The following is a 24,732-nucleotide window of genomic DNA, read 5'->3' as shown; positions in this document are numbered from 1 at the left end:
ATTTTATGTCTACATTATTCAGTTTGTTTTACCTTTATGATCCTTGGTTATTTCATTTCTTGCGTATGGCATTTTGTGTTGGTGGAATAGCGTTAGTTTGGCTTGCTTATCGTTTATATCGTGAGCAATTCACACAGGGGATTGTAGTGCCTGTAGACAGCATTTTAGTGATTGTTGCATTAATTTTATTGAGCATCGTGCCTATCTTGATTAATGGCACCACAGAGCTTGGTGTAATTAAAATGTATATCAAAACCCTGATATTATTTGTTTTTGGTATCGGGATTTATAATTTGTTTTATTGCCATGTTGCAGGGAAAGCACAATTAATAAGTGACTTAAAAATCGGTATTGTTGTTCAAGCGGTAATCGGAATAGTGGCATTAATGGGCGTTTCGATTGCCGTTGATTTTGCGCTCTCAACCCATACGATTATGCCAAGATTCTATCATTCAGAGCAGGAATATCGTTTATATAATTTTACTTCATCAGCATTCTTTCAGCTCAGTATTTTTTATTTAATGCTGTTGCATTTTTTACTGGCATATAATGCGAAAACCAATCAAATGCCTGCGATTTTTTTGTTTTTGTTGTTATTTATTGGCTTAATTTCAGGCAGAACATTTTTTATGTTATCCGTGATTAGTATCGTGCTTTATTTTAAATGGCGTTATTTACCCGCTTTAATTGCTTTTGCTGGAATTGTGCTCTTTTTGGCTTTGAATTTTGCCGAGCATAAATATGTCGCTCATGCGTTAGAACCTGTGATCAATCTACTTTCACATCAAGATGTAAGCAAAATCAGTTCGTCAAGTGAAAATCTGATTAAAAATCATCTGTTCATTCCCACTCTCAAACAGTTTTTAATCGGTGATGGTCATTATTACACGGCGGAAGGTAAATATTATGGCGCGACAGACTCGGGTTTCCTGCGCCAAGTACTATATGGCGGTATAGTTTATTTAACCGCTTGTTTTGCATTTACAGCCTATTTTGTTAAGCGTGTTGCAGAGCATTGGTTTGAAGGAAGTTGGAAATTTATTTTATCCACATTATTTATTTTTAGTGTACTTCATATCAAAGCGGATACTTATGCTTTTCCTGGTATTATGTTGGTATTTGTAATGTTTTTATCGTTATTTGGTACAAAAGGGAAAACGGTTTGCTTGTTTAAGGTAAGGAGAGGGTAATGTTTAGTATTATTGTACCGTCTTATAATCGTAAAGCAGAAATTCCGACGTTATTAGCGAGTTTAACTACACAGACTGTACATAATTTTGAAGTGATTATTATTGATGATCATTCAAGAGAGCCTATTGAAATAGAGAATCGCTATCCTTTTATCTATAAAGTGATTCGTAATACACAAAATGTAGGTGCAGCAGAAAGCCGCAATATTGGAGCAAAGCAGGCGAGTTATGATTGGCTATTGTTTTTAGATGACGACGATCGTTTTATGGCTGAAAAATGTGCACTATTAGCAGAAACGATAGCTAAGAATCCTGCTGTTAATTTTATTTATCATCCTGCTAAATGTGTCATGGTCAATGAAGGGTTTTCTTATTTGACTCATCCTTACCGTGATATCACAATGCTCACTCTCGATAATATTTTATTAGCCAATAAAATTGGTGGTATGCCAATGATTGCGATCAAAAAGGATCTTTTTTTACAAGTAGGTGGTTTATCGGGTTATTTACGTTCACTAGAGGATTATGAGTTTTTATTAAAATTATTGTGTGAACCTACATTTACCCCTTGTTATGTTGAACAGGCTTTAACGATTTGTACTTTCCATACTCGGCGTTCAAGTGTGTCAACTAACATAAAATATACTGAACAAGCAATTGATGAAATTAGAGCACGTTATGTTAAAACGGATAGACATGCACGTCACTTTGAATTGAATGCACAGTATATGTTGGCATATCCCTATATAATGAATTTATCCCGCGTAGCAGCTAAATATTATTTCGCGATTTTTAAGAAAACATGCAATATTAAATATCTGATTATGGCTGGATTCACTTTGGTTTCGCCATCATTCGCAATCAATATGAAAAGGTTTGTATCATGAAATTTTCGGTTTTGATGTCTTTGTATGTGAAAGAAAATCCACAATATTTGCGAGAATGTTTTGTCAGTTTGCAGACTCAAACTTTACCTGCTACTGAAGTAGTGTTGGTGTTTGATGGACCAGTAACGACTGAATTAGACAATGTGGTGCAAGAATTTTTGACGTTGTTGCCCATTAAGTTAGTCAAATTACCCCAAAATCTTGGATTAGGTAAAGCCCTTAATGAGGGACTATTACATTGTTCATATGATTGGGTTTTTCGTATGGATACAGATGATATTTGTGTGCCAACACGCTTTGAACAACAAATGGCGTATATTCAAACTCACTCTGATACTATTATTGTTGGCGGACAAATTGCTGAATTTGGACAAAGCATAAAAGACATTGTGAGTTATCGCCGCGTCCCAACTACACATGATGATATTGTAAAGTTTACTCAGCAACGTTGTCCATTTAATCATATGACAGTGGCTTATCAGAAGGAAGCAGTGTTAGCTTGTGGTGGTTATCAAGATTTACAAGAGGATTATTATCTGTGGATTAAAATGGTTGCCACAAGGAAAAAAGTTGCAAATTTAGCCGAAGTGTTAGTTTATGCTCGTGTGGGTAATGGAATGGTGGGACGGCGTCGAGGTCTTGCGCAAGCACAAGCAGAATGGCGTTTGTTTCAGTTAAAGCACCGTTTAAAATTGCAAAGCTTTATTTCTGGCTTGTTCACCTTTATATTACGTGCGTTACCACGTTTACTGCCAACTTCGTTGTTGCAGATTGTTTATCAATTTTTAAGAAAGTAGGAAAGCGATTGTGTTATTAAAATCTACATGTAAAACCAGTATCTTACTGGCTTGTCTTATCTTTGCAGGCTGTTCAAGCAAACCAACCATACAACCTTTAACCCCAAGTGCACAATATGATAAAGCAAGAACGCTCAATAATTTTGATGATTATGTGGGCTTTTTGAAAAGTAAGGCTCGTGGTGAAGGCATCTCTGAACATACTTTAGCTCAACATAATGACATTCGTTATATTGAAAAAGCGATTGATTTAGATCGCCAACAGGCAGGACGTGTTAAAAAACGTGATCCAAATGAACCTGTACGCTTAAATCCACATGGTACTACTCACTATTTAAATCGTGTTTTAACCCAGCGTAAAGTGGATGTTGCAGCGACGCGTTATTGGCAGCAACAAGCACAATTAGAAAAAGCCAGCCAGCGCTTTGGAGTACAAAAAGAATATTTAATGTCTTTGTGGGGAATGGAAAGTAGTTTTGGTTATTACCAAGGTAATTATGATGTACTTTCTGTATTAGCTACTTTGGCATTTGAAGGACGACGTGAACATTTGTTTAGCCGTGAATTTATCGCAGCAATGAAAATGTTAGAACGCAACGATATTTCACGCCAAAAGATGCTAGGTTCATGGGCAGGAGCGATGGGACAAACTCAGTTTATGCCAAGTTCTTATTTACGTTATGCCGCAGATGGTAATCATGATGGTGAAAAAGATATTTGGCAAAATCATGATGATGTCTTTGCATCTATTGCTCGTTATTTAAGTACGGTAGGTTGGGATAAGCAATTGCCTTGGGGCATTGAAGTGAATTTAACACAACCATTATCCCTCGAACTTGCTGGTATTGAAACACATAAGAAACGCTCATTACAAGATTGGCAAAAGTTAGGGGTGATGCTGAAAGCATATTCAGTACAAAATCAAGAAAAATTGACCGCACTTTCTAACACAGATCTTTGGTTAGTGCGACCAGATCGTGAAGTGGGACGTGCTTTTTTAGTGTCTAACAATTATCGTACTTTGTTAGATTGGAATCGTTCAAACTATTTTGCGGTAAGTATTGGTATGTTTGCGGATCGCATTAAACAACAAGTCGGTTTGTAATCCATTGTTTCACTGTCATTTTATGTTTAAGTGATTAAATATTGGTACAAGTGGCTAAGCTTGTACCTATTTTTTGGTTGTGATTGGTATTGGTTTAACTATCGCGTTTATAATTAGTGTCATGTTTGTTCGATGACCTTAATTTGAGTAAACGATTGCGTTTGTTGTTATATCTGGATTTTATCGCATTTTTTCACTTAAAAACGGTGCATCATAGGCATTCTTCTGTTAGAATCCACTGGAAAAACACCTCTCAAATTTTATACCTGTTTTTCATCATTTCTTATTTTTACTATAACCTTAGGAATAACAATGGAAAATCAATCTTTTCTACATCGTTTTTTTAAATTAACCGAGAAAAAAACCACACCTAAAACAGAAATTATCGCAGGTATTACCACTTTCTTTACTATGGTTTATATTGTGTTTGTTAATCCTTCGATTCTGGGGGATGCTGGTATGGATAAGCAAGTGGTGTTTGTGACAACTTGTTTAATTGCTGGCTTAGGTACTATTGCGATGGGATTATTCAGTAATTTACCTATCGCACTTGCGCCTGCGATGGGATTAAATGCGTTTTTTGCGTATGTCGTAGTGAGTAAATTAGGCTACTCTTGGCAGATTGGCATGGGGACGATCTTCTGGGGATCAGTCGGTTTACTTATTTTAACTATCTTTCAAATTCGCTACTGGCTCATGGCATCGATTCCGTTGGGCTTACGTGTAGGCATTGGGGCGGGCATCGGTTTATTTATTGCTTTAATTGGCTTTAAAAATATGGGGCTGGTCGTTGCAAATCCAGCAACGTTAGTCGCATTAGGCGAATTACATGATCCAAAAGTATTACTTGGCGTACTAGGCTTTTTTATTATCGTAGTATTAGCCGCACGTAATATTTATTCTGGCGTATTAGTTTCTATCGCTGTGGTTACTGCGCTGGCATTTTTTATTGATCCGAGCGTGGCATTTCATGGTGTCATTTCTATGCCACCAAGTTTAACCCCCGTTGTGGGTCAAGTAGATATTGCAGGTGCATTAGATACAGCATTATTAGGGATCATTTTTTCATTTTTACTAGTCAATTTATTTGATTCATCTGGCACATTATTAGGGGTGACAGATAAAGCGGGCATTAGCGATGAAAAAGGGCGCTTTCCCAAAATGAAACAAGCGCTTTATGTTGATAGTGTGAGCGCTGTTGCGGGTTCTTATATGGGGACCTCTGCAATCAGTACTTATATTGAAAGTGGGGCAGGGGTTTCTGTAGGAGGACGTACAGGTTTAACTGCCGTGACTGTTGGTATTTTATTCTTGTTAACGATTTTCTTTTCGCCATTAGCTAGTGTAGTACCGGCTTATGCAACAGCGGGTGCATTGGTTTATGTTGGAATTTTAATGGTGTCCAGTTTAATTCGTGTCAAATGGGAAGATTTAACAGAAGCAACACCTGCCTTTATTACTGCCGCAATGATGCCATTTACTTATTCTATTACGGAAGGTATTGCTTTTGGTTTCATTAGCTATTGTATTATGAAGACTTGTACTGGTCGTATGAAAGAAGTTAATGCGCCAGTTTGGGTGGTTTCTTTCCTATTTATCGCAAAATTTGTTTGGGTAGGCTAATATGCAAAAAATTCTGTTTATTATTCATGCCGCACCCTATGGCAACGAAGCCTTTTTTAGTGCGTTACGTTTGGCATTACAATTACAAGATCAATATAAAAGTGCGGTCGATTTAAAGTTATTTTTGATGTCCGATGCTGTGACTGGTGGATTAGCTAAACAAAATCCAACAGAAGGTTATCACTTACAACAGGCGTTAGAAATTCTCACTGCACAGGGTGCACAGATAAAACTTTGTAAGACTTGCACACTTGCGCGTGGAATAACAGAATTGCCGTTAGCTGAGGGAGTCGAAATTGGCACATTGTCTGAATTGGCTGATTGGACCTTCGAGGCTGATAAAGTATTAAACTTTTAAGAGTAAAAGTGCGGTAAAATAGACCGCACTTTTTGTTAGATGCGAATACAGAGAAAAGATAAGACAATGGATACAGCTGTTCTTCTCAATCCGATCACAACACCACTTAATCAAGTTTGTCTCATTGAAGCGTCCGCAGGTACAGGTAAAACCTATACTATTGGTTCACTTTATTTACGTTTATTACTGCAAGCTGGAGAAGACTGTTTTTCTCGCCCATTAAGCGTACAAGAAATTTTAGTGGTTACTTTTACAGAGGCAGCGACAGAAGAATTAAAAGGACGTATTCGTGAACGTATTCATCAAGCAAAACAGGCGTTTATAGCTTATAAAACTGAGGGAGTGAGAGCGTTAGCACATGATCATTTTTTAGTGGAATTAATGCGTTCTATCCAAGATATTGATGCAGCGATACAACGTTTAAAGATGGCTGAACAAACGATGGATCTGGCCGCGATTTATACAATTCATGGTTTCTGCCGCCGTATGTTAATGCAATATGCTTTTAACTCAGGGATTCATTTTAATTTAGAATTAGTTAAAGACGAAAGTGAGTTATTAGAACGCTTATTCAACGATTTTTGGCGTGAACATTTTTACTCACAGCCTTTGGATATCGCCAATTATATTCACCAAGTACTCGTTTCACCTCAAGCTGTTTTAAAAAAGTTACGTAGCCATATATCACATCAGTTAGAGTTAGATATTAGTCAAAAAGCATGGTTGACAATGTCATTAGTGGATTTTTTACAACATCGTGTCTTACCTAAACAGCAGTTAGTACAACAATTAAAGCAGCAATGGTTAGATAATGAAACCGAATTACGCTCATTGATTTTGCATGAATTAGATAAAAATTATAAAAAAGGCGAAAAAAAATCTTTAAAACGCACTAATTTTAAAAAGAATTATGTGCCTAAATGGTTTGATAACATTCAGGCATGGGCAAACTCAGCATTGAGCACGCGGTTACCTGAAACGTTAACTAAATATTTTAGTCAGCAAGCTTTGCTGCATTATGCAGAAGAAGGCGCTGAACCCATTTCTCATCCCGTTTTTCAATTAGTTGATGAAGTGATCGCACATACTACAGAACAGGTAGTTGATCAGCAAGTAGTGCTATATCATTATTTATGTGGTGTGCAGCAAAAGTTGCTTGAGCATAAACTTAACCATGCTCAGAAAAATTTTGATGATTTATTACGCTTGTTGAAACAAGCACTTTATTCTGTTCAAGGTGAGGAGCTTGCGCAATTTATTCGTCTACAATATCCTTTTGCCATGATTGATGAATTTCAAGATACGGATGCTCAACAATATCAAATTTTCGCTAAGATCTATATTCACTCAATGCCTGTTGAAAATGGCTTTATTATGATTGGTGATCCTAAGCAAGCCATTTATAAATTTCGTGGTGCAGATATTTTTACTTACTTCAAAGCTGCGCAGCAAGCCGATGCTCATTTTACTTTAGGCACAAACTGGCGTTCTGAACAAAGCTTAGTAAAGAGTATTAATACATTGTTTCATTTTCAATCTGGTTTGCCTTTTGTATATCCACAAATTCAATTTCAACCTGTTTCTGCGCGTAATGATCAAGCTAAATTTATATTAAACGGTCAAATTGAACCTGCGTTGCGTTGCTATATTGGTGATTTGGGGGAAAGTAAAAATACGCGGTTCAGTACGACTCAAAAGCAAAAGCTCGCACAGATTTGTGCTATTTCAATTCAATATTGGTTACAATATGCGCAAGAAAATAATGCAATTTTTGCTTCTGAGCAAGCAACACAACCTTTAATGGCTGAGCGAATAGCCGTACTTGTGCGTAATTGGAGTGAAGCTGAGTTAGTGGCACAAGCACTACAACAATTAGGAATTGCTTCAGTCTATCTTTCCGATCGCAGTAATGTATTCGATTGTGATGAAGCTAAACAATTAGCTTTAATTTTAACCGCTTGTTTAAACCCATTTAGCGAGCGCCATATTTTAAATGCGATTGCGACTCGTATTTTTGCCTTAACAGCATGTGAAATGAGTGCGATTAAACAAGATGAACAACGTTGGAGCGAGCTAGTAGAACGTTTTGTTAATTATCAACATATTTGGCAAAAACAAGGGATTTTAGTCATGCTCCATCAACTTTTCTTAGATGAAAAGATCACAGAAAAGTTGCTTGCAAGTTTGGGAGGAGAACGTAAAGCGACAGATCTATTACATCTAGCGGAATTATTACAAGGGGCTAGTCGTTTAAATGAAAGTGCAGCAAGCTTGTTACGTTGGTTTGAAAAACAAATTCAAGGCGAAGATCGCCAAGATGGACAACAAATTCGCTTAGAGAGTGAGCGGCAGTTAGTTAAAATTGTGACTATTCATAAATCTAAAGGATTGGAATATGATCTCGTGTGGTTGCCATTTATTGCCGATTCATTAAAAGAGAATAAGCAGTTAATTCAAACGTATTATGACAGTACTGCGCAGCGTGTACTATGGGATGTTGAGCAGCAACATCAGGTAGAGATTGAGCAGGAACAACGCGCAGAAGAAATGCGTCTATTGTATGTGGCATTCACTCGAGCTAAGTACCAAATTGCATTAGCATTGCCAGAGTCTTTTTTACCGAGTTGGAATTGTCTGCAATACCTCTTTACGCAAGGTCAGATGGACCGTCGCGAAGAAGTGCGGTCAGTTTTGACCGAATTTCAGCAATGTATGATGAAGCAACAGGTGAATGTTGCTATTGATGATTTCACTACATTACAACCTGATGTTACATCACAAGTTATTTCACCTACAGAAACCTTGCATTGTGCTGAGTTTAATGGACAGATTGAGCAAAATTGGCAAGTGACCAGTTTTACTGCCATTAGCGCTCAACATGAGAGAACAAAACAATTTTATCTTGCTCAACAACAGGATGAAAAGGCATTGGCAATCACGTTGCTTTCTGAATTAAAAGATTATAGCTTAGAGCAAAACTATTCGCAGGATAGTTATTTGCAGAAAGCAATAGTAGAAGGATATGCAGCAGGCTATACCCCTTTTGATTTACCGGCGGGTGCTCAAATAGGTCAAGTGCTTCATCAATATTTTGAGCAAAATGTCTTCAATAAACCAATTGAATTAACAATGGTACATCAGCTCTGCCAGCAGTTACAGCTTGATCAGAAATGGTTTGTTCCATTACAAACATGGTTAACTCATATTTTAACAACGCCGTTGCTTGCAAACGAAAATCTTAAGCTTGCTGATTTAGCGCCACAGGATTGTTTAAAAGAAATGGAGTTTTATTTGCAATTAGCGCAACAATTTCAATCTAATAAATTTAATCAGCTATTACAAAAATATCAGGTGGTTTCTACACCACTGCAATTACAGGATTTGAAACAAAGTATTACAGGTATGCTACGTGGTTTTATTGACCTTGTTTTTCGCTATCAAGGGAAATATTACTTGTTAGATTATAAATCGAATAAATTAGGTAACACTTTGGCTGATTATGCACCAGAGCAGCTCAACAAAGTGATGGTAGAGCAACATTATGACTGGCAGTATTTATTTTATACCGTGGCACTCCATCGTTATTTAACCCAGCGCGATCCTCATTATCGTTATCAGACACATTTTGGCGGCGTAATTTATACTTTTTTGCGAGGCATGAACGGAAAGGATAATCATGGCGTATATTTTAACAAGCCTCATGTAGGTCTTATCGAAGAATTAGAGGAGTTATTGTAATGCTTGCTATCTTAAACAAGTTAAAGCAGCAGCAATTGATTAGTGCTGGAGATTATTATTTCGCAAAATTGATTGCAGATAAACAACCTCAAGATTATTCCACTGAAGTTCAGAATTTAGCTATCTTATTGGCTGCCTTATGTAGTTACAACTATCAACAAGGGAATACTTGTTTATTTTTAGATCACCATCTTGAACAGAATTATTTTAATTTAGCTTACCGCACATCTGACTGCCATTATTTAGCAGAAATACAAGCAAAAATAGGTTTTATGCCTGTTGAACAGTGGCAGTCAGAACTTAAAAATCATATTGCATTTAGTACTAATCCGTTGGAACAGGTAGCTCCTTTAGTTTTTCAATTTAATGCGTTGTATTTTTATCGGATTTGGCAAGATGAATATCGGGTCGCAAACTACTTAAAGCGTGCAGTAAAACATCAAGCAGGTTCAGATCAAAGTGATTTGGTGCAAATTAAACAGACATTGGCAAAATATTTTCCTAGCACACAACAATGTAGTGAAATTAACTGGCAGAAAGTCGCAGTAGCGACGGCATTACGCCAAAATTTTTGCTTAATTACAGGCGGACCAGGCACAGGGAAAACGACAACAGTAGCGCGTTTATTACTTGTTCTACAAGAGTTACATTGTCACAAATTGAAGATTAAACTTGTTGCGCCAACAGGAAAGGCTGCTGCACGTTTAACTGAATCTATGCATAGTGCACTCGAAAATTTACAAACTCGAGAGAAAATTGTGATTACACCTGAATTGATGGCATCAATTCCAACAGCAGCACAAACACTGCATCGTTTATTAGGCATACGTTTTTTTGAAGAAACGCCACAATTTAATTTAAAAAATCCATTATACCTTGATGTATTAGTTGTAGATGAAGCTTCAATGATTGATTTGCCGTTGCTGACAAAATTATTACAAGCACTCAAAGTACAGACAAAATTGATTTTATTAGGGGATGAGAATCAACTTTCACCAGTAGAAGCAGGTGAAACCTTAGGAGAGTTAGGTCAATTTGCTCAAACGCCTTATAGTGCTGCATTAACGGATTATTTACAAGAAGTCGCGTATATTCAACTTGCACATACTACACGATATCATCCTATTCGTGATCATCTGTGTCGTTTACATCACAGCCATCGTTTTTCAAGTCATTCTGGTATTGGACAGCTTGCACAAGCGATTAATCAAGGGGAAATTGAGTTAAGCTGGCAGTATTTAACTCAATTTGATGATGTTGAATTAATCGATTTTACTACTTTAACATCGTTAAAAGCGACTAATCCAATTGCTTATACACAAGCTTGTGTCGCTTTAGTCGTAAAAAGTGCAGTAGAAAAATACACTGATTATTTACTGGCAATAAAACAAATGCAGCAGAGTGATTTAAAATTTACGGAACAGCAAGTAAGCCATATTTTTGCTTTGTTTAATGCTGTGCGTTTTTTGACGGCACTTCGTGTGGGCGAATTTGGTGTGGAGCAATTAAATCGAAAGATTGCACAACGTTTACAACAAAAAGGCTTATTGCATTTTAAATATGAGCGTGATTGGTACCTTGGCAAGCCTATTATGATTACACAAAATGACAGCCACATTGGGTTATATAATGGTGATATTGGCTTATTTTTAGGGGAAGGAAAAGTATGGTTTGAGCAAGGTAAAAATCACTATAAAACCGTATTAGCTAGCCGTGTGCCAAGTTATGAAACCGCTTTTGTGATGACAATACATAAATCACAAGGATCTGAATTTGCCCATACTTGTTTAGTCTTACCAACAGAACCTAATCCTATTTTATCGCGTGAATTAATCTATACCGGTATGACTAGAGCAAAACAAAAGCTCAGTATTTTTACGACCCAAGAAATTTGGAGAAATGCACTGAAAAATCCCGTAAAGCGACAAAGTGGATTAAGTAAATTGCTAGTTGAATTGTTTAAAAAATCCCATTAAAGTGCTTAAATTTGAATTTATCAATAGGAGAAAAATATGCAACTTTATGTTTATGATCATTGCCCTTATTGTGTTCGCGCTATGATGATTTTCGGCTTAAAAGAACTCGCTGTCAAAATTAACGTGTTATTAAATGATGATGAAGAAACGCCGATAGGCTTGGTAGGTAAAAAAGTGGTTCCTATTCTGATTAAAGAAGATGGCAGTGCGATGCCAGAAAGTTTAGACATTGTAAAATATGTTGATACGCATTATGGCGAACCTATTTTACAAGAAAACATTCGTCCCGAAGTTGAGTCGGTTTTGAAAGAAATCACCAGCTATTCAAACTATTTATTAATGCCACGTTTTATTCAATTGAATGTACCAGAATTTGCCACACAAAGTGCCATTGAGTATTTCACTAAGAAGAAAACAGAATATGTAGGTGATTTCGCGCAACATTTGAGCAAGACAACAGAATATTTGACAAGATTACAACATGATTTGGATAAGTTGGACGCATTAGTCATAGGTAAAGCTTCATTGAATCAATCTTTATCATTAGAAGATATTTTAGTATTCCCAATATTACGTAATTTAACTTGTGTAAAAGGTGTTAAATTCCCTGAAAAATTAGCGAATTATGTAAATCAAATGTCTAATTTAAGTAAAGTGAGTCTTTACACTAAACAAGCGCTTTAATTGGTTAAAATAGTTGCAATTTTTTACAAAAAAACTATGCTTGTGACTGAGCATTTTGTCTCAAAAAACATTAATCTAAGGAGAAAATTATGGCATTAGGTTGGTACGAACTTAAATTAGCAAAAGATGGTCAATTCATGTTCAATTTGAAAGCGGCAAATAGCCAAGTGATCTTAACTAGTGAGCTTTATCGTTCACGTGCTGCTGCTGAAAATGGTATTGCATCTGTACAAAAAAATGGGTCAGACGAAAAGAATTTTGAAGTACGTGTTGCTAAAAACGATAAGCCATATTTCGTCTTAAAGGCAAAAAATCATCAAGAAATTGGTCGTAGCCAATATTATGCCTCTAACGTATCTGCGAAAAAAGGTATTGGTTCAGTGATGAAAAATGCAGCTACAACTGTTATTAAAGATCTCACGGTAGAAGCCTAATTTAGCGAGTGAAAAAATTTGCGAGTGTATTCACATTCGCAAATTTTTTGTCCGTTTTTTGTTCCATTATTTTTTCTTTCCACTTCGTTTTATAAAAAATAGTCGCTTTTTCGTTCTTTCTTTTGTATAATCTCGCGACCCTGTGAATGTGTTGGATTTCCCACCACGCATTATTTTATCGAGATCACACTCGAAGGGGTGTTTGATTAAGATTCATGGTTGTGTTTAGTGATAAACACTGGGTATTAATAATATTATTTTGGTAATTAATTAATGAAAACTTTTGTAGCAAAACCAGAAACGGTTAAACGCGACTGGTATGTAGTAGATGCGACAGGTAAAACTTTAGGTCGTTTAGCGACTGAATTAGCACGTCGCCTTCGTGGTAAACATAAAGCTGAATATACTCCACATGTTGATACTGGTGATTACATCATCGTTATCAACGCTGATAAAGTAGCTGTAACTGGTAACAAAGAAAGCGATAAAATTTACTACTGGCACACTGGCTATGTAGGTGGCATTAAACAAGCGACTTTCAAAGAAATGATCGCACGTCGTCCTGAAGCAGTGATTGAAATTGCGGTTAAAGGTATGTTGCCAAAAGGTCCATTAGGTCGCGCAATGTATCGTAAATTAAAAGTGTATGCAGGTTCAGAGCATAACCATGCAGCACAGCAACCACAAGTTTTAGACATTTAATCACGAGGTTTAGGATATGGCAGAGAATCAAAACTACGGCACAGGTCGCCGCAAAAGCTCTTCAGCTCGTGTATTCATCAAACCGGGCAGTGGTAAAATCACTATCAACCAACGTGAGTTAGACGTTTATTTCGGTCGCGAAACAGCGCGTATGATTGTTCGTCAACCTCTAGAATTGGTTGAAATGACTGAGAAATTAGACCTATATGTCACTGTTAAAGGTGGCGGTATTTCAGGTCAAGCGGGTGCAATCCGTCACGGTATCACTCGTGCATTAATCGAATATGATGAGAGCTTACGTTCTGTATTACGCGCAGCAGGTTTTGTTACCCGCGATGCACGTCAAGTTGAGCGTAAAAAAGTGGGTCTACGCAAAGCACGTCGTCGTCCACAATTCTCAAAACGTTAATTTTATATTTTACGTTTTATATTCAAATTGCAAGTCCTTTGGGGCTTGCAATTTTTTTGTCTAAAGAAAAATTTACGATAATCTTTGGAAATCATTATGTGATTTATGGTAGAATAAACGCCCATTTTTTATATGATATTATGCCGAAAATACGGCACAGTTTAATCGATTTTAATTCATTTTAGAGCTGTCGGAGGAATAGATGACAAGCGCTGCAAATAAACGTTCAATAATGACACTTTTTTCAGATAAAACAGATATTTATTGCCATCAAGTACGTATTGTATTAGCAGAAAAAGGTGTTGCTTATGAAACGGAAGTTGTAGATCCTCAAGTTGTATCAGAAGATTTAATGGAATTAAATCCGTATGGCACGTTGCCGACATTAGTTGATCGTGATTTAGTCTTATTTAATTCACGTATTATCATGGAATATCTTGATGAGCGTTTTCCACACCCACCATTAATGCCAGTTTATCCTGTGGCGCGTGGTAAAAGTCGTTTATTAATGTTACGTATTGAGCAAGATTGGTATCCTGCATTAGCAAAAGCAGAAAAAGGCACTGATACAGAGCGTGCAACTGCATTAAAACAGTTAAAAGAAGAAATTTTAGCGATTGCACCTATTTTTACTCAAATGCCTTATTTTATGAGTGAGGAATTTAGTTTAGTGGACTGTTATGTTGCGCCGTTATTATGGCGTATGCAGGAATTAGGTGTAGAGTTTAGTGGTGCTGGTAGTAAAGCAATTAAAGCTTATATGTCTCGTGTGTTTGAACGTGATTCATTTATGCAATCTTTAGGCGCTTCTGCACCCAAAAATTTAATGGATGAGAAATAATTTAACATGGAATACAAAGTATCCCCAAAACGCCCTTATTTATTACGTGCCTATTATGATTGGTTAGTCGACAATAATTTCACGCCTTATTTAGTGGTCGATGCTACTTATCGTGGTGTTAAAGTGCCTGTTGAATATGTGAAAGATGGTCAAATTGTATTAAATTTATCTGCGAATGCAACAGGTAATTTACATTTAACGAATGATTTTATTCAGTTTAGTGCACGTTTTCGTGGTATGCCAGAGGATATTTATATTCCAATGGGTGCGGCTCTGGCTATTTATGCTCGTGAGAATGGCGATGGTGTGATGTTTGAGCCTGAAGCAATTTATGATGAGCTGGATAGGGTGAGTGTAGAACAACCCTTAAGTTTTGTTGAAGCTGTGGATAAAGCAACGATAGAAAGTAAAACACATAAAAATGAGCATGAAGTAGAGAAGAAAACAGATAAAAAAGTGGCTTCTCATTTGAGAATTATAAAATGATTTGTTTTTAAGCATGGTTTAAAAGATAAAAAAGCACTATCTCATTTAGGAATAGTGCTTTTTTAGTATAAATAACAGTAAATTATTGTGTCATTTTTGCAACATTTTTGAGGAACCCTTGCGCACTGGTGTAAATTTCGCTTTTATTTTGTGCTGCAAGAATCATATCTGACATTTCTCTAAACGCGCCTTTTCCTCCAGCAAGATGTAATACATGATCTGCTTGCTGTTTCACGTAAATGGGCGCATCATTTACTGCGAAAGTTAAGCCACAAACAGCAAAGGCTGGTAAATCAACGCTATCATCGCCAATATAGGCAGTTTGTGACGCTGAAACATTGGCTTGCCGCATTAATTCAACACAAGCACTTTCTTTTTCAAGTTTGCCTAAGAAGGATAATTTAATTCCTAAATCTGCAATACGTTTACGTAGAATTGGGGAATCTCGACCTGATAACACGGCCACTTGGATACCAGATTCCATTAACATTTTAATGCCCAGTCCATCACGAACATGAAAGGTTTTAATTGCTTCACCATTCGCATCATAATGTAATGAGCCATCTGTTAGTACGCCATCAATATCAGTAATAACAAATTTAATTTGTTTTAATTTTTCCGTTAACATTAGCTTGAGAACTCCACTAAACCTACTACGTTATTTTCGTCATTAACAACGACTAAAGAATGGATTTTTTGTGCCTTCATAAAGTTTTCTGCATCTGATAAATAAGTATCTTGATGGACTGTTTTGGGTTTCGATGTCATCAGATCTTGAGCATTTTTCTTTAATGTTTTCTCTCCGTTAGCGCTCAGCGCACGGCGAATATCCCCATCAGTGATGATACCTTTTAATTCACCTTGTTCCATGACAAGGGCAACCCCCATTCTGCCTTCATTCATAATTGTTAAACAATCAGCAAAAGAGGTTTGCATTGTAGTGATTGGAAGACGAGTTTGCATTTGATCTTTAACACGGCAGAGTAAGCGACGTCCTAAGCTACCACCAGGATGGAATTTAGCAAAATCAGCAGGTTGGAAATCTCTTGCTTTAATTAGTGAAACTGCGAGCGCATCACCTAATGCCATTGTCACTAGCACCGAAGTTGTTGGTGCGAGATTGTTAGGGCAAACTTCGCGTTCAACACTGATATCTAGTACATAATCAGCGTGTCTAGCAAGAGTAGAATGCAGATTTCCTGTTAATGCAATGATTTTATTGCCAAAGTTTTTTAGGCTTGGGATCAATTTGTTGACATCGTCTGTTTCGCCACTATAAGAAATCAACATGACAATATCAATTGGCTTAAGCATGCCTAAATCGCCATGAAATGCCTCAGTTGGATGTAAAAAGAAACTTGGTGTGCCTGTTGAAGCGAAGGTCGCAACCATTTTTTTACCGACTAAGCCTGATTTACCAATTCCACCGATCACCAAACGCCCTTCACAATGTAACAACAACTCCACGACATCAGTGAATTGTTGATCAAGTCGTTGGCTTAACCGAGCAAGTGCTTGTTCTTCTACAGCAAGCGTTTCTTGGGCAATTTTTAAGTAATCCATTTCGATTCCTTCAGTGACACGAAAAGTTGGTTAATTATAACATAAAGTCTGCTTTAAGTCGTAAAGTGAATAAAGTGCGGTCTATTTTTAGTAAATTTAATAATGCTGTATTTCTGTATGAAATTCCGTTATACTGCGCCACTTGAGTTGGTCAGGCAATCGCTGGTTTATTGAAGCCCTTAACCGTCTTATGACGACCTAGTGGGACAAGTAAACGAGAGGAAAGTCCGAGCTACATAGGGCAGAGTGCCAGATAACGTCTGGGAGGCGTGAGCCTACGACAAGTGCAACAGAGAGCAGACCGCCAGTTTTTAACTGGTAAGGGTGAAAGGGTGCGGTAAGAGCGCACCGCATGACTGGTAACAGTACATGGCAGGGTAAACTCCACTCGTAGCAAGACCAAATAGGAATCCAATGAGCGGCCCGTTCAGGATTCGGGTAGGTTGCTTGAGCGTGCGTGTGAACGTACGCCTAGAGGAATGATTGTCCACGACAGAACTCGGCTTATCGACCAACTCAACTTTTTTTAAAATAGTGCTTTGACTGCTTTAATTTTATTGAAGTCACTAATCCAAATTTTTTGATCATCTTCTGCATTTGCGCCCATTACTGCATCTGACTGCCATTTCATTTGGCTTAAGCGATAGCTTTTACCTGATAAATGTAATTCTTGTATCCCTGTGTTTTTAACTAACGTTTGTGCATTTTCTGCATTAACTCCTGCGCCAGCCATGATACTAATTCGATTATCAGCTTGTTCAACAAGCTGTTTAAGTAAGTCTTCGCCTTGCAGTGCAGTATTTTTTTGACCAGAAGTAAGAACACGTTCACAACCCAGTGCAATAAGCTGTTCTAAACTGTCGAAAGGATGATGGCACAAGTCAAAAGCACGATGAAAAGTAACACCTAAACCCTCTGCCGCATTTATCAGTGTTTCACAAATTTTTACATCAATTTCAGCTTGTGCTGTCAATGCGCCAATCACTACGCCTTTTGCACCAAGTGCTTTGACAATTTGAATATCTTCTACCATCATTTGTACTTCATAGCGGTTGAAAAGAAAATCACCTGCGCGAGGTCGAATCATGACATAACAGGGAATTTTGCTAAAATTGACCGCACTTTTGATCAGTGAATATTGTGGTGTGACACCACCAATCGCCAAACAGCTGCATAATTCTAAACGATCAGCGCCAGCTTGTTCTGCACTGAGTGCTGATTCAATATTATCAATACAGACTTCAACTTTCATGATGTCTCCTTTTATATAATAAAAAAGAGGCACAATCGCCTCTTTCTTTATTTGGTTGAGTAATAACCTGCCATTGCACTATAAACCGCATTCTCTTGCTGAATTAATTGATATTTTGCATTTAAAATGGCAATTTGAGAATCATTTTCTGTGTTTGCCGCGTTTAGCCAATCTCTCAACTCAGATACTCCTGCATCATAGCGATTTTTATAATACTTTGTTATACGTTGATTATAAGTATAGGCTTTTTGTAAGTTGGCAAAATGAGTTTGTAATTGTTTATACGAGAAATAATTTGTATCAATCTCATTTAATGCTGTTGTAATGGTTTGTTCATAATGTAATTTTGCTGCTTCATAATTTGCCTCAGAAATTTTGACATTCCATTTTACTGTATTCCAGCTTAAGAAAGGTAAGCTAATACTGACCAGACCTGCGCTAATAGGCGTATGTAATGCATTATCCACTTTATTACCTACAGAGGATAAACTTGCACCTAAAGTAATTGTTGGGAACCAGCTTTTTTGCATTGCTTTAGCATCTTTAAAAGCACTGTTTAAACGATATTGCGCGCTTTTAATATCAGGGCGATTAGCAATGGTTGATACTGGAACATTGGTATTAATACCGATAGCTTTAACATTGAGAATACGTGGGAATGCCAGATTAAGCGTATCAGTTGGCTTTAAGTTAAGTAGATCGCGTAAAGTTTGTTCAGCAACTTTTCGTTGAGTTTGATAAGTTAATAATTGATTACGTGCTCTTAATACTGATTGTTGTGCCTGATCTGCACTGGCGCTATCAGTTACACCTAATTTAAAGCGGTTTTGCATGATTTGGCTAATCTGGTTGTAATATTTAATGCTACCTTCAGTTGCTTGAATAGCATCATTTAAAAAGGCAATTTGATAGTAAGTTATAATCACTGAATTAATTAATGCAAGTCGTGTTGCTTCGAGATCTTCAGCGGTGGCTTTGTATGCCCATTCGCCAGCAGAAGCCGAATCCGCTAAACGGCGCCATAAATCTAATGTATAGCTGACATTTAATGATCCACTGTGAGTGATTCTCGAATTTTCACTATGTTCAATATTACGGCTAGCACTCGACTCAGTTTTTCCACTAAAAGTAGGAACTAGATTTGCGCCCAATAAATTCGCGGAATAGAGGGCTTTATTGACATTAATTGTGGCTTTAGCAAGGTTTCTGTTATTTTTTAATGCTTGTTCAATCACTTTATTGAGTTGAGGATCGTTATATAGTCCCCACCAATTTTCTTGCACATTATACTGTTTAGTGAGTTCTTCATATTGTTGGAAATCTTGCTTTACAGTTTGATAAGAATTATCAATATTTACACAACCTACAAGAGTAGTTGAAAGCAAGATAAACGTCATCTGATTTAGTTTTAACATTATTATTGTCCTTTAAGTGAAAAAGTGCGGTCTGTTTTTATGCACTTTATATTGAATAAATTATAACAGTTTTCTATTCTCTTGCTAAAGCATTAATTGGGTTTAAACGAGCAGCATTTCGTGCTGGCATATAACCAAAAATAATGCCAATTAAACTGGCACATAGAACCGCTGCAATAATCGAAAATGTCGAAAAAATCATATTGAAATTTGTTGCGAATTGATTAAACACAAATCCAAATGCAAGGGAGAGTCCAATACCTGTGATGCCACCAATCAGGCAAATCAATACTGCCTCAATAAGAAATTGTTGCAAAATGTTTGACTGCCTTGCACCAATTGCCATGCGTACACCAATTTCTTTGGTGCGCTCTGTAACAGAGACTAACATAATATTCATTACGCCAATGCCACCTACGATTAATGAAATTAATGCAATTGAAGAAATTAATAATTTCATTGTATTAGTTGTACTTTCAATAGTTTGTTTAATCGTATCACTGTTTATGACAAAAAAGTCTTTTTTACCATGACGCACAGTTAATATATGAGTGAGATCTTTTTCCGCCACTTGTGTATTGATTTCATCTTTGATTTTTACTGTAATCGAATCAATTTTGGCATTACCTGAAATTTTATACATTGCTGTAGTATAAGGAAGCCAGATCGTTAAACTGCTATTATTACTACTACTCATTCCTGCTGGATTCGCTACACCAATAATGCGTAGTGGCTTTTTATTAATCATAATGATTTTGCCTAAAGGTGAGTGATTGTTAAAGACTTGACGTAGTGTATTTGAGTCAATGACTGCCACTTGTGTATTTTGTGCCACATCGTAAGACGTAAATAGTTGACCTTGTAGTAAGTTGATGCCTTTGACATCAAAAAATTGTTCATTAACACCTTTTACCTGCGCAGTAAAATTTTGGTTACCATAAGTTAGACTGCCGCTGACTGCGCTGTTTGGAGTCACACTTTCAGTATAACTTTGTTTGGCGAGTAGGTTAGCATCACTCATAGTTAAATTTTGCATACGTTCTGCTCGTCTGTCGCCAAATCCGGTTCCGTTATAAATATCCATAGTATTCGTGCCAAGTGAACTAATATTTGATAGGATTTTTTGCTGTGAACCATTACCTAATGCGACTACTGAAACAACAGAAGTGATGCCAATGATAATGCCTAACATAGTGAGTAATGAACGTAATTTATGTGTCACAATTGCATTAACTGACATTTTAAATGATTCAATAAATTGATCTTTAATCAAAGTAAAGCGTGTTTTTTGTACTGTTGGCGTTGTTAATTTTTCAGCAACCCAATTGGATTTTTGTTGGTCTTGAATAATAACGCCATCTTTAATTTCAATAATGCGATTGGCAAATTGAGCAATCTGTTGATCATGAGTGACCAGAATAATCGTATGACCTTCATGATGTAGTTGTTGCAGAATTTCCATTACCCTTGTACCACTTTTTGAGTCTAATGCACCAGTGGGTTCATCGGCGAGGATAATTTCCCCACCATTCATTAAAGCGCGGGCAATACTGACTCGCTGTTGCTGCCCGCCAGATAATTGGTTAGGTTTATTGGCTAACTTATCCTGTAAACCTAACTTTTCTAATAAATCTTTAGCACGTGTAAGGCGTGTCTTTTGGTCAATGCCAGCATAAATTGCAGGCAAGGCAACATTTTCTAAAGCAGTTAAAGTAGAAAGTAAATTATAACGCTGAAAAATAAAGCCAAATTTCTTTTGTCGTAAATCAGAGAGTGCATCTTTATCAAGGTAGCTGACTTCCTCATTTGCAATTTTATATGAACCAGAGCTGGCACTATCTAGACAGCCAATGATATTCATCAGAGTTGATTTACCAGAACCAGAGGCACCGATGATAGCAATGAAATCTCCTTTTTTAATCTCTAAATTGATATTTTTAAGCACTTGGGTACGATAGTCACCTTCACCAAAAAATTTATTGAGATCTTTGATTTGAATAATTTGCATAAAGTCGACCGTACTTTTAGAACATTCTTGCACGACGAATCGTGTTGCCTACTTGTTCGTCACTGGTGAGTTGCGAAGAAATTACTTTTTCACCTTCCTGTAATCCTGACAAAATTTGAGTATTGAGATCATCATTAAGACCAATAATGACCTCACGTTTTTCTACTTGATTGCCTTGGAGTACCTGAACAAATACTTTGTTACTTTCTGGTTTTAAAGTTGAGGTTGGGATAAACAGAGTGTCTTTTACCTCAGCAACTAAAATTTGAGTTTGCGCAGTCATACCAATACGCAGCTTATTATCTGGATTATCAACAAGTGCGTTGGCATAAAAATAGACGGCTTTTGTATTAGCAACTGATTCTGAGTATTCATTATCAGTTAATGTTGTCATTGCAGGATCAATTGCATTGATGACTGTCGTGTATTGAATTGTTGGCTCAGCTAACGTTGAAAAAATAATCGGCATACCAACGCTGACTTTCGTAATGTCACCTTCTGAAATTTCGGGTTTGATTTGCATTTTACTCACATCTGCCACTTGGATAATAGTTGGTGTCGTTTGGTTTGCATTAACTGTTTGTCCTTCAGAAACAGGGATAGAAATCACTGTACCAGTAATCGGTGATAGGATTTTGGTGTAGCCTAAATTGGTTATTGCTGTATTCACTTCAATTTCAGCTTGCTTAATTGCCGCTGTAATTTCTTGGATAGCAGCTTGTGCGACAGCAAAAGTATGCTTGGCATTATCCAATTCTGTCAGGCTAATTGCTTTTTGGCTATACAATTTTTTGCTGCGTTCGTAACTGGATTTAGCTATGTCATAAGCCACATTTTTCGCATTAAGTTGAGCTTGATAAGAGGTTAACTTGGCTTGTGCAGTATCTAAATGGTTATGTTGTGTTTGTGAGTCAATTTCTGCAATGAGATCGCCTTGTTTAATTTGTTGCCCAAGTTTGACATGTATTTTTTCTATTTTCCCAGATGCTTGTGCACCGACCTCAACACGTTGATAAGCTCTCAACGTACCAGTTGCAATAACGGATTTTTGTAGATCACCGCGTTTCACTGTTTCTGTAAGATAAGTGATTTGATTGTTTTGATTCGCATTAAATAAATAAAATCCACCAATAAGAATCGCAATAATGATGGCGCCGCTAATCAGATACTTTTTATTCATTGTTGTTTCTCAAGAGTAGGGTAAGTTCCTTAAAAGATACAAATATTAGCTTAAGAAAATATGATGCCATTACACTGAATGAACGTTCGTTCATTTTATCATTAAAACAAAAAATAGGAAGTACGAAATAAGAAGAAAACAGACCGCACTTTTGTATTCTGTAGGTAAACAAGGTAGAATAAACAACATTTTTCATAGCAAAATATTTATTGAAATTTGAGGTCAGAATGAGTAACCCAATTGAACGTGTAGAAATCACTGAAAACGCAGAAAAACGCCCCACTAATTTTATTCGTCAAATCATTGATGAAGATCTAGCTTCAGGTAAGCATCATAGCGTTCAAACACGTTTTCCGCCTGAGCCAAATGGTTATTTACACATTGGTCATGCCAAATCGATTTGTTTAAATTTTGGTATCGCTGAGGACTATCAGGGATTATGTAATTTACGTTTTGATGATACTAATCCTGTAAAAGAAGACGTGGAATATGTGGATTCAATTAAGCAGGATGTTGAGTGGTTAGGTTTTAAATGGGAAGGACAACCGCACTATGCGTCAGATTATTTTGACCAATTATATGGTTATGCTCTTGAGCTGATCAAAAAAGGTTTAGCCTATGTTGATGAGCTTTCGCCAGAAGAAATGCGTGAATACCGTGGCACATTAACTGAGCCAGGGAAAAATAGCCCATATCGCGATCGTTCAGTGGAAGAAAACTTAGCGCTGTTTGAAAAAATGAAAAATGGCGAAATTGAGGAAGGTAAAGCCAGTTTACGTGCCAAAATTGACATGGCATCACCGTTTATGGTTATGCGTGATCCTGTGTTATACCGCATTAAATTTGCAAGCCATCATCAAACAGGTGATAAGTGGTGTATTTATCCAATGTATGATTTTACTCATTGTATTTCTGATGCAATTGAACGTATTACGCATTCTCTTTGCACGTTAGAATTCCAAGACAACCGTCGTTTATATGATTGGGTATTAGACAATATTTCAATTGAACGCCCATTACCACATCAATATGAGTTTTCTCGTTTAAACTTAGAAGCAACCTTAACGTCTAAGCGTAAATTATTACAATTAGTAAATGAGGGGATTGTAGATGGCTGGAATGATCCACGTATGCCAACAATTTCAGGTTTACGTCGTCGTGGTTATACACCCGCTTCAATTCGTGAGTTTTGCCGTCGTATTGGCGTGACGAAACAGGAAAATACAGTTGAGCTGAGCGCATTAGAAGCTTGTATTCGTGAAGATTTGAACGAAAACGCACCACGAGCAATGGCCGTGATTAACCCATTGAAAGTAGTCATTGAAAACTTTGGCGACAAAGAAATATTACAAGCTCCAAATCATCCTAATCGTGAGGAACTTGGGCAGCGCGAATTGCCATTTACTCGTGAAATTTATATTGATCAAGCCGATTTTCGTGAAGAAGCAAATAAGCAATATAAACGTCTTGTTTTAGGCAAAGAAGTACGTTTACGTAATGCTTATGTCATTAAAGCAGAACGTGTAGAAAAAGATGCTGATGGTAATATTACTACAGTGTACTGTAGCTATGATCCTGATACGCTAGGTAAAAATCCTGCGGATGGACGTAAAGTCAAGGGCGTTATTCAGTGGGTATCCGCAGAAGATTATTTGCCTGCTGAATTCCGCCAATATAATCGTTTATTTACTGTCACAAATCCGGGAGCTGTGGAAGATATTCATGAAGTACTTAACCCAGATTCATTAGTGGTAAAACAGGGTGTTGTAGAGAAAAGCCTAATTAATGCACAGCCAGAGCAAGCTTACCAATTTGAACGCGAAGGTTATTATTGTGCAGACAGTAAAGATAGCCGTCCTGAACATTTGGTCTTCAATTTAACTGTGAGTTTAAAAGAAGGATTTTAATTTTTCTTCTACTTAGCTTGATAAAGAGTGCAAAAATGCGCTCTTTTTTGTTTACTAAATAAGAGTAACTTTGGTGCTTAAAATAGATAATTTTTATTTAAACTTTCTATTTTTAGTTTTAATTTAATTAAATTGAGATTTTTTAGTTAGAAATAAAAAAATGCTCTATTCCATTTA

At 36.8% G+C, this 24,732-nt stretch carries 21 protein-coding genes and 1 other RNA gene; 16 read left to right on the top strand and 6 right to left on the bottom strand.

Features of this window, described 5'->3' with window-relative positions:
* The first annotated feature begins 5 nt into the window (after positions 1 to 5).
* From C0975_RS04150 to C0975_RS04085, 14 genes are all read left to right on the top strand, one after another.
* A complete protein-coding gene (locus C0975_RS04150) occupies positions 6 to 1,190 on the top strand; it encodes a hypothetical protein (protein WP_101775131.1) in 1,185 nt (394 codons plus the stop codon).
* Complete coding sequence (locus C0975_RS04145) at positions 1,190 to 2,077, top strand: glycosyltransferase family 2 protein (RefSeq protein WP_101775130.1); 888 nt, start codon at positions 1,190 to 1,192, stop codon at positions 2,075 to 2,077. Before C0975_RS04150 ends, C0975_RS04145 begins: the two co-directional genes overlap by 1 nt.
* Complete coding sequence (locus C0975_RS04140) at positions 2,074 to 2,874, top strand: glycosyltransferase family 2 protein (protein WP_101775129.1); 801 nt, start codon at positions 2,074 to 2,076, stop codon at positions 2,872 to 2,874. Before C0975_RS04145 ends, C0975_RS04140 begins: the two co-directional genes overlap by 4 nt.
* Positions 2,875 to 2,884: 10 nt before the next feature.
* Positions 2,885 to 3,979 (top strand): lytic murein transglycosylase, encoded by a 1,095-nt coding sequence (locus tag C0975_RS04135; RefSeq protein ID WP_101775128.1) that lies wholly within the window; start codon positions 2,885 to 2,887, stop codon positions 3,977 to 3,979.
* 312 nt (positions 3,980 to 4,291) lie between these two features.
* On the top strand, positions 4,292 to 5,602 hold the full coding sequence (locus C0975_RS04130) for an NCS2 family permease (RefSeq protein WP_101775127.1): 1,311 nt from the start codon (positions 4,292 to 4,294) through the stop codon (positions 5,600 to 5,602).
* Position 5,603: 1 nt separating this feature from the next.
* The gene (locus C0975_RS04125) at positions 5,604 to 5,960 is read left to right on the top strand and encodes a DsrE/DsrF/TusD sulfur relay family protein (RefSeq protein WP_101775126.1); all 357 of its coding nucleotides are present in this window, start codon (positions 5,604 to 5,606) and stop codon (positions 5,958 to 5,960) included.
* A gap of 66 nt (positions 5,961 to 6,026) precedes the next feature.
* Complete coding sequence (gene recB / locus C0975_RS04120) at positions 6,027 to 9,698, top strand: exodeoxyribonuclease V subunit beta (protein ID WP_101775125.1); 3,672 nt, start codon at positions 6,027 to 6,029, stop codon at positions 9,696 to 9,698.
* Complete coding sequence (gene recD, locus C0975_RS04115; RefSeq protein WP_101775124.1) at positions 9,698 to 11,674, top strand: exodeoxyribonuclease V subunit alpha; 1,977 nt, start codon at positions 9,698 to 9,700, stop codon at positions 11,672 to 11,674. The genes recB and recD overlap by 1 nt, the downstream gene beginning before the upstream one ends.
* A gap of 36 nt (positions 11,675 to 11,710) precedes the next feature.
* Positions 11,711 to 12,358 (top strand): GrxB family glutaredoxin, encoded by a 648-nt coding sequence (locus tag C0975_RS04110; RefSeq protein ID WP_101775123.1) that lies wholly within the window; start codon positions 11,711 to 11,713, stop codon positions 12,356 to 12,358.
* An 89-nt stretch (positions 12,359 to 12,447) separates the two neighbouring features.
* Positions 12,448 to 12,792 (top strand): YegP family protein, encoded by a 345-nt coding sequence (locus C0975_RS04105; RefSeq protein WP_101775122.1) that lies wholly within the window; start codon positions 12,448 to 12,450, stop codon positions 12,790 to 12,792.
* 273 nt (positions 12,793 to 13,065) lie between these two features.
* On the top strand, positions 13,066 to 13,494 hold the full coding sequence (gene rplM / locus C0975_RS04100) for a 50S ribosomal protein L13 (RefSeq protein ID WP_049214516.1): 429 nt from the start codon (positions 13,066 to 13,068) through the stop codon (positions 13,492 to 13,494).
* A gap of 16 nt (positions 13,495 to 13,510) precedes the next feature.
* The gene (gene rpsI, locus C0975_RS04095) at positions 13,511 to 13,903 is read left to right on the top strand and encodes a 30S ribosomal protein S9 (RefSeq protein ID WP_101775121.1); all 393 of its coding nucleotides are present in this window, start codon (positions 13,511 to 13,513) and stop codon (positions 13,901 to 13,903) included.
* Positions 13,904 to 14,105: 202 nt separating this feature from the next.
* Entirely contained in the window at positions 14,106 to 14,744 is a 639-nt protein-coding gene (gene sspA / locus C0975_RS04090; protein ID WP_101775120.1) for a stringent starvation protein SspA, read from the top strand.
* Positions 14,745 to 14,750: 6 nt separating this feature from the next.
* The gene (locus C0975_RS04085) at positions 14,751 to 15,230 is read left to right on the top strand and encodes a ClpXP protease specificity-enhancing factor (protein ID WP_101775119.1); all 480 of its coding nucleotides are present in this window, start codon (positions 14,751 to 14,753) and stop codon (positions 15,228 to 15,230) included.
* 82 nt (positions 15,231 to 15,312) lie between these two features.
* Here C0975_RS04085 and C0975_RS04080 read toward each other — a convergent pair whose 3' ends face one another.
* The gene (locus C0975_RS04080) at positions 15,313 to 15,858 is read right to left on the bottom strand and encodes a KdsC family phosphatase (RefSeq protein ID WP_101775118.1); all 546 of its coding nucleotides are present in this window, start codon (positions 15,856 to 15,858) and stop codon (positions 15,313 to 15,315) included.
* Positions 15,858 to 16,793 (bottom strand): KpsF/GutQ family sugar-phosphate isomerase, encoded by a 936-nt coding sequence (locus tag C0975_RS04075; RefSeq protein WP_101775117.1) that lies wholly within the window; start codon positions 16,791 to 16,793, stop codon positions 15,858 to 15,860. Before C0975_RS04075 ends, C0975_RS04080 begins: the two co-directional genes overlap by 1 nt.
* Positions 16,794 to 16,936: 143 nt before the next feature.
* Here C0975_RS04075 and rnpB point away from each other — a divergent pair.
* An RNA gene (gene rnpB / locus C0975_RS04070) (RNase P RNA component class A) lies at positions 16,937 to 17,316 on the top strand.
* A 3-nt stretch (positions 17,317 to 17,319) separates the two neighbouring features.
* Here the strand turns inward: rnpB and C0975_RS04065 are convergent.
* The 4 genes from C0975_RS04065 to C0975_RS04050 form a co-directional block, all read right to left on the bottom strand.
* Positions 17,320 to 18,045: a copper homeostasis protein CutC gene (locus C0975_RS04065; RefSeq protein WP_101775116.1), complete on the bottom strand. Its 726-nt coding sequence runs from the start codon at positions 18,043 to 18,045 to the stop codon at positions 17,320 to 17,322.
* A gap of 47 nt (positions 18,046 to 18,092) precedes the next feature.
* Positions 18,093 to 19,460, bottom strand: coding sequence for a toxin/drug exporter TdeA (gene tdeA / locus C0975_RS04060; protein ID WP_101775115.1), 1,368 nt, complete (start codon positions 19,458 to 19,460; stop codon positions 18,093 to 18,095).
* 73 nt (positions 19,461 to 19,533) lie between these two features.
* Complete coding sequence (locus tag C0975_RS04055) at positions 19,534 to 21,468, bottom strand: MacB family efflux pump subunit (RefSeq protein ID WP_101775114.1); 1,935 nt, start codon at positions 21,466 to 21,468, stop codon at positions 19,534 to 19,536.
* Positions 21,469 to 21,484: 16 nt separating this feature from the next.
* Positions 21,485 to 22,648, bottom strand: a complete 1,164-nt coding sequence (locus C0975_RS04050; RefSeq protein ID WP_101775113.1) for an efflux RND transporter periplasmic adaptor subunit — start codon at positions 22,646 to 22,648, stop codon at positions 21,485 to 21,487.
* 227 nt (positions 22,649 to 22,875) lie between these two features.
* On the opposite strand from C0975_RS04050, the gene glnS reads away from it, so the two are divergent.
* The gene (gene glnS / locus C0975_RS04045; RefSeq protein ID WP_101775112.1) at positions 22,876 to 24,555 is read left to right on the top strand and encodes a glutamine--tRNA ligase; all 1,680 of its coding nucleotides are present in this window, start codon (positions 22,876 to 22,878) and stop codon (positions 24,553 to 24,555) included.
* Positions 24,556 to 24,732: the final 177 nt, after the last annotated feature.

It is taken from the genome of Pasteurella oralis, assembly GCF_002850605.1.
Classification (GTDB): domain Bacteria; phylum Pseudomonadota; class Gammaproteobacteria; order Enterobacterales; family Pasteurellaceae; genus Pasteurella; species Pasteurella oralis.
Note: the sequence above shows the minus strand (reverse complement) of the source record. Positions and strands in the feature narration are given on the sequence as shown.

Coding starts and splice junctions, on each gene's coding strand:
- C0975_RS04150 (WP_101775131.1), top strand. CDS start 6: ATGTCTACATTATTCAGTTTGTTTTACCTTTATGATCCTTGGTTATTT.
- C0975_RS04145 (WP_101775130.1), top strand. CDS start 1,190: ATGTTTAGTATTATTGTACCGTCTTATAATCGTAAAGCAGAAATTCCG.
- C0975_RS04140 (WP_101775129.1), top strand. CDS start 2,074: ATGAAATTTTCGGTTTTGATGTCTTTGTATGTGAAAGAAAATCCACAA.
- C0975_RS04130 (WP_101775127.1), top strand. CDS start 4,292: ATGGAAAATCAATCTTTTCTACATCGTTTTTTTAAATTAACCGAGAAA.
- C0975_RS04125 (WP_101775126.1), top strand. CDS start 5,604: ATGCAAAAAATTCTGTTTATTATTCATGCCGCACCCTATGGCAACGAA.
- recB (WP_101775125.1), top strand. CDS start 6,027: ATGGATACAGCTGTTCTTCTCAATCCGATCACAACACCACTTAATCAA.
- recD (WP_101775124.1), top strand. CDS start 9,698: ATGCTTGCTATCTTAAACAAGTTAAAGCAGCAGCAATTGATTAGTGCT.
- C0975_RS04110 (WP_101775123.1), top strand. CDS start 11,711: ATGCAACTTTATGTTTATGATCATTGCCCTTATTGTGTTCGCGCTATG.
- C0975_RS04105 (WP_101775122.1), top strand. CDS start 12,448: ATGGCATTAGGTTGGTACGAACTTAAATTAGCAAAAGATGGTCAATTC.
- rplM (WP_049214516.1), top strand. CDS start 13,066: ATGAAAACTTTTGTAGCAAAACCAGAAACGGTTAAACGCGACTGGTAT.
- rpsI (WP_101775121.1), top strand. CDS start 13,511: ATGGCAGAGAATCAAAACTACGGCACAGGTCGCCGCAAAAGCTCTTCA.
- sspA (WP_101775120.1), top strand. CDS start 14,106: ATGACAAGCGCTGCAAATAAACGTTCAATAATGACACTTTTTTCAGAT.
- C0975_RS04085 (WP_101775119.1), top strand. CDS start 14,751: ATGGAATACAAAGTATCCCCAAAACGCCCTTATTTATTACGTGCCTAT.
- C0975_RS04080 (WP_101775118.1), bottom strand. CDS start 15,858: ATGTTAACGGAAAAATTAAAACAAATTAAATTTGTTATTACTGATATT.
- C0975_RS04075 (WP_101775117.1), bottom strand. CDS start 16,793: ATGGATTACTTAAAAATTGCCCAAGAAACGCTTGCTGTAGAAGAACAA.
- C0975_RS04065 (WP_101775116.1), bottom strand. CDS start 18,045: ATGAAAGTTGAAGTCTGTATTGATAATATTGAATCAGCACTCAGTGCA.
- tdeA (WP_101775115.1), bottom strand. CDS start 19,460: ATGTTAAAACTAAATCAGATGACGTTTATCTTGCTTTCAACTACTCTT.
- C0975_RS04055 (WP_101775114.1), bottom strand. CDS start 21,468: ATGCAAATTATTCAAATCAAAGATCTCAATAAATTTTTTGGTGAAGGT.
- C0975_RS04050 (WP_101775113.1), bottom strand. CDS start 22,648: ATGAATAAAAAGTATCTGATTAGCGGCGCCATCATTATTGCGATTCTT.
- glnS (WP_101775112.1), top strand. CDS start 22,876: ATGAGTAACCCAATTGAACGTGTAGAAATCACTGAAAACGCAGAAAAA.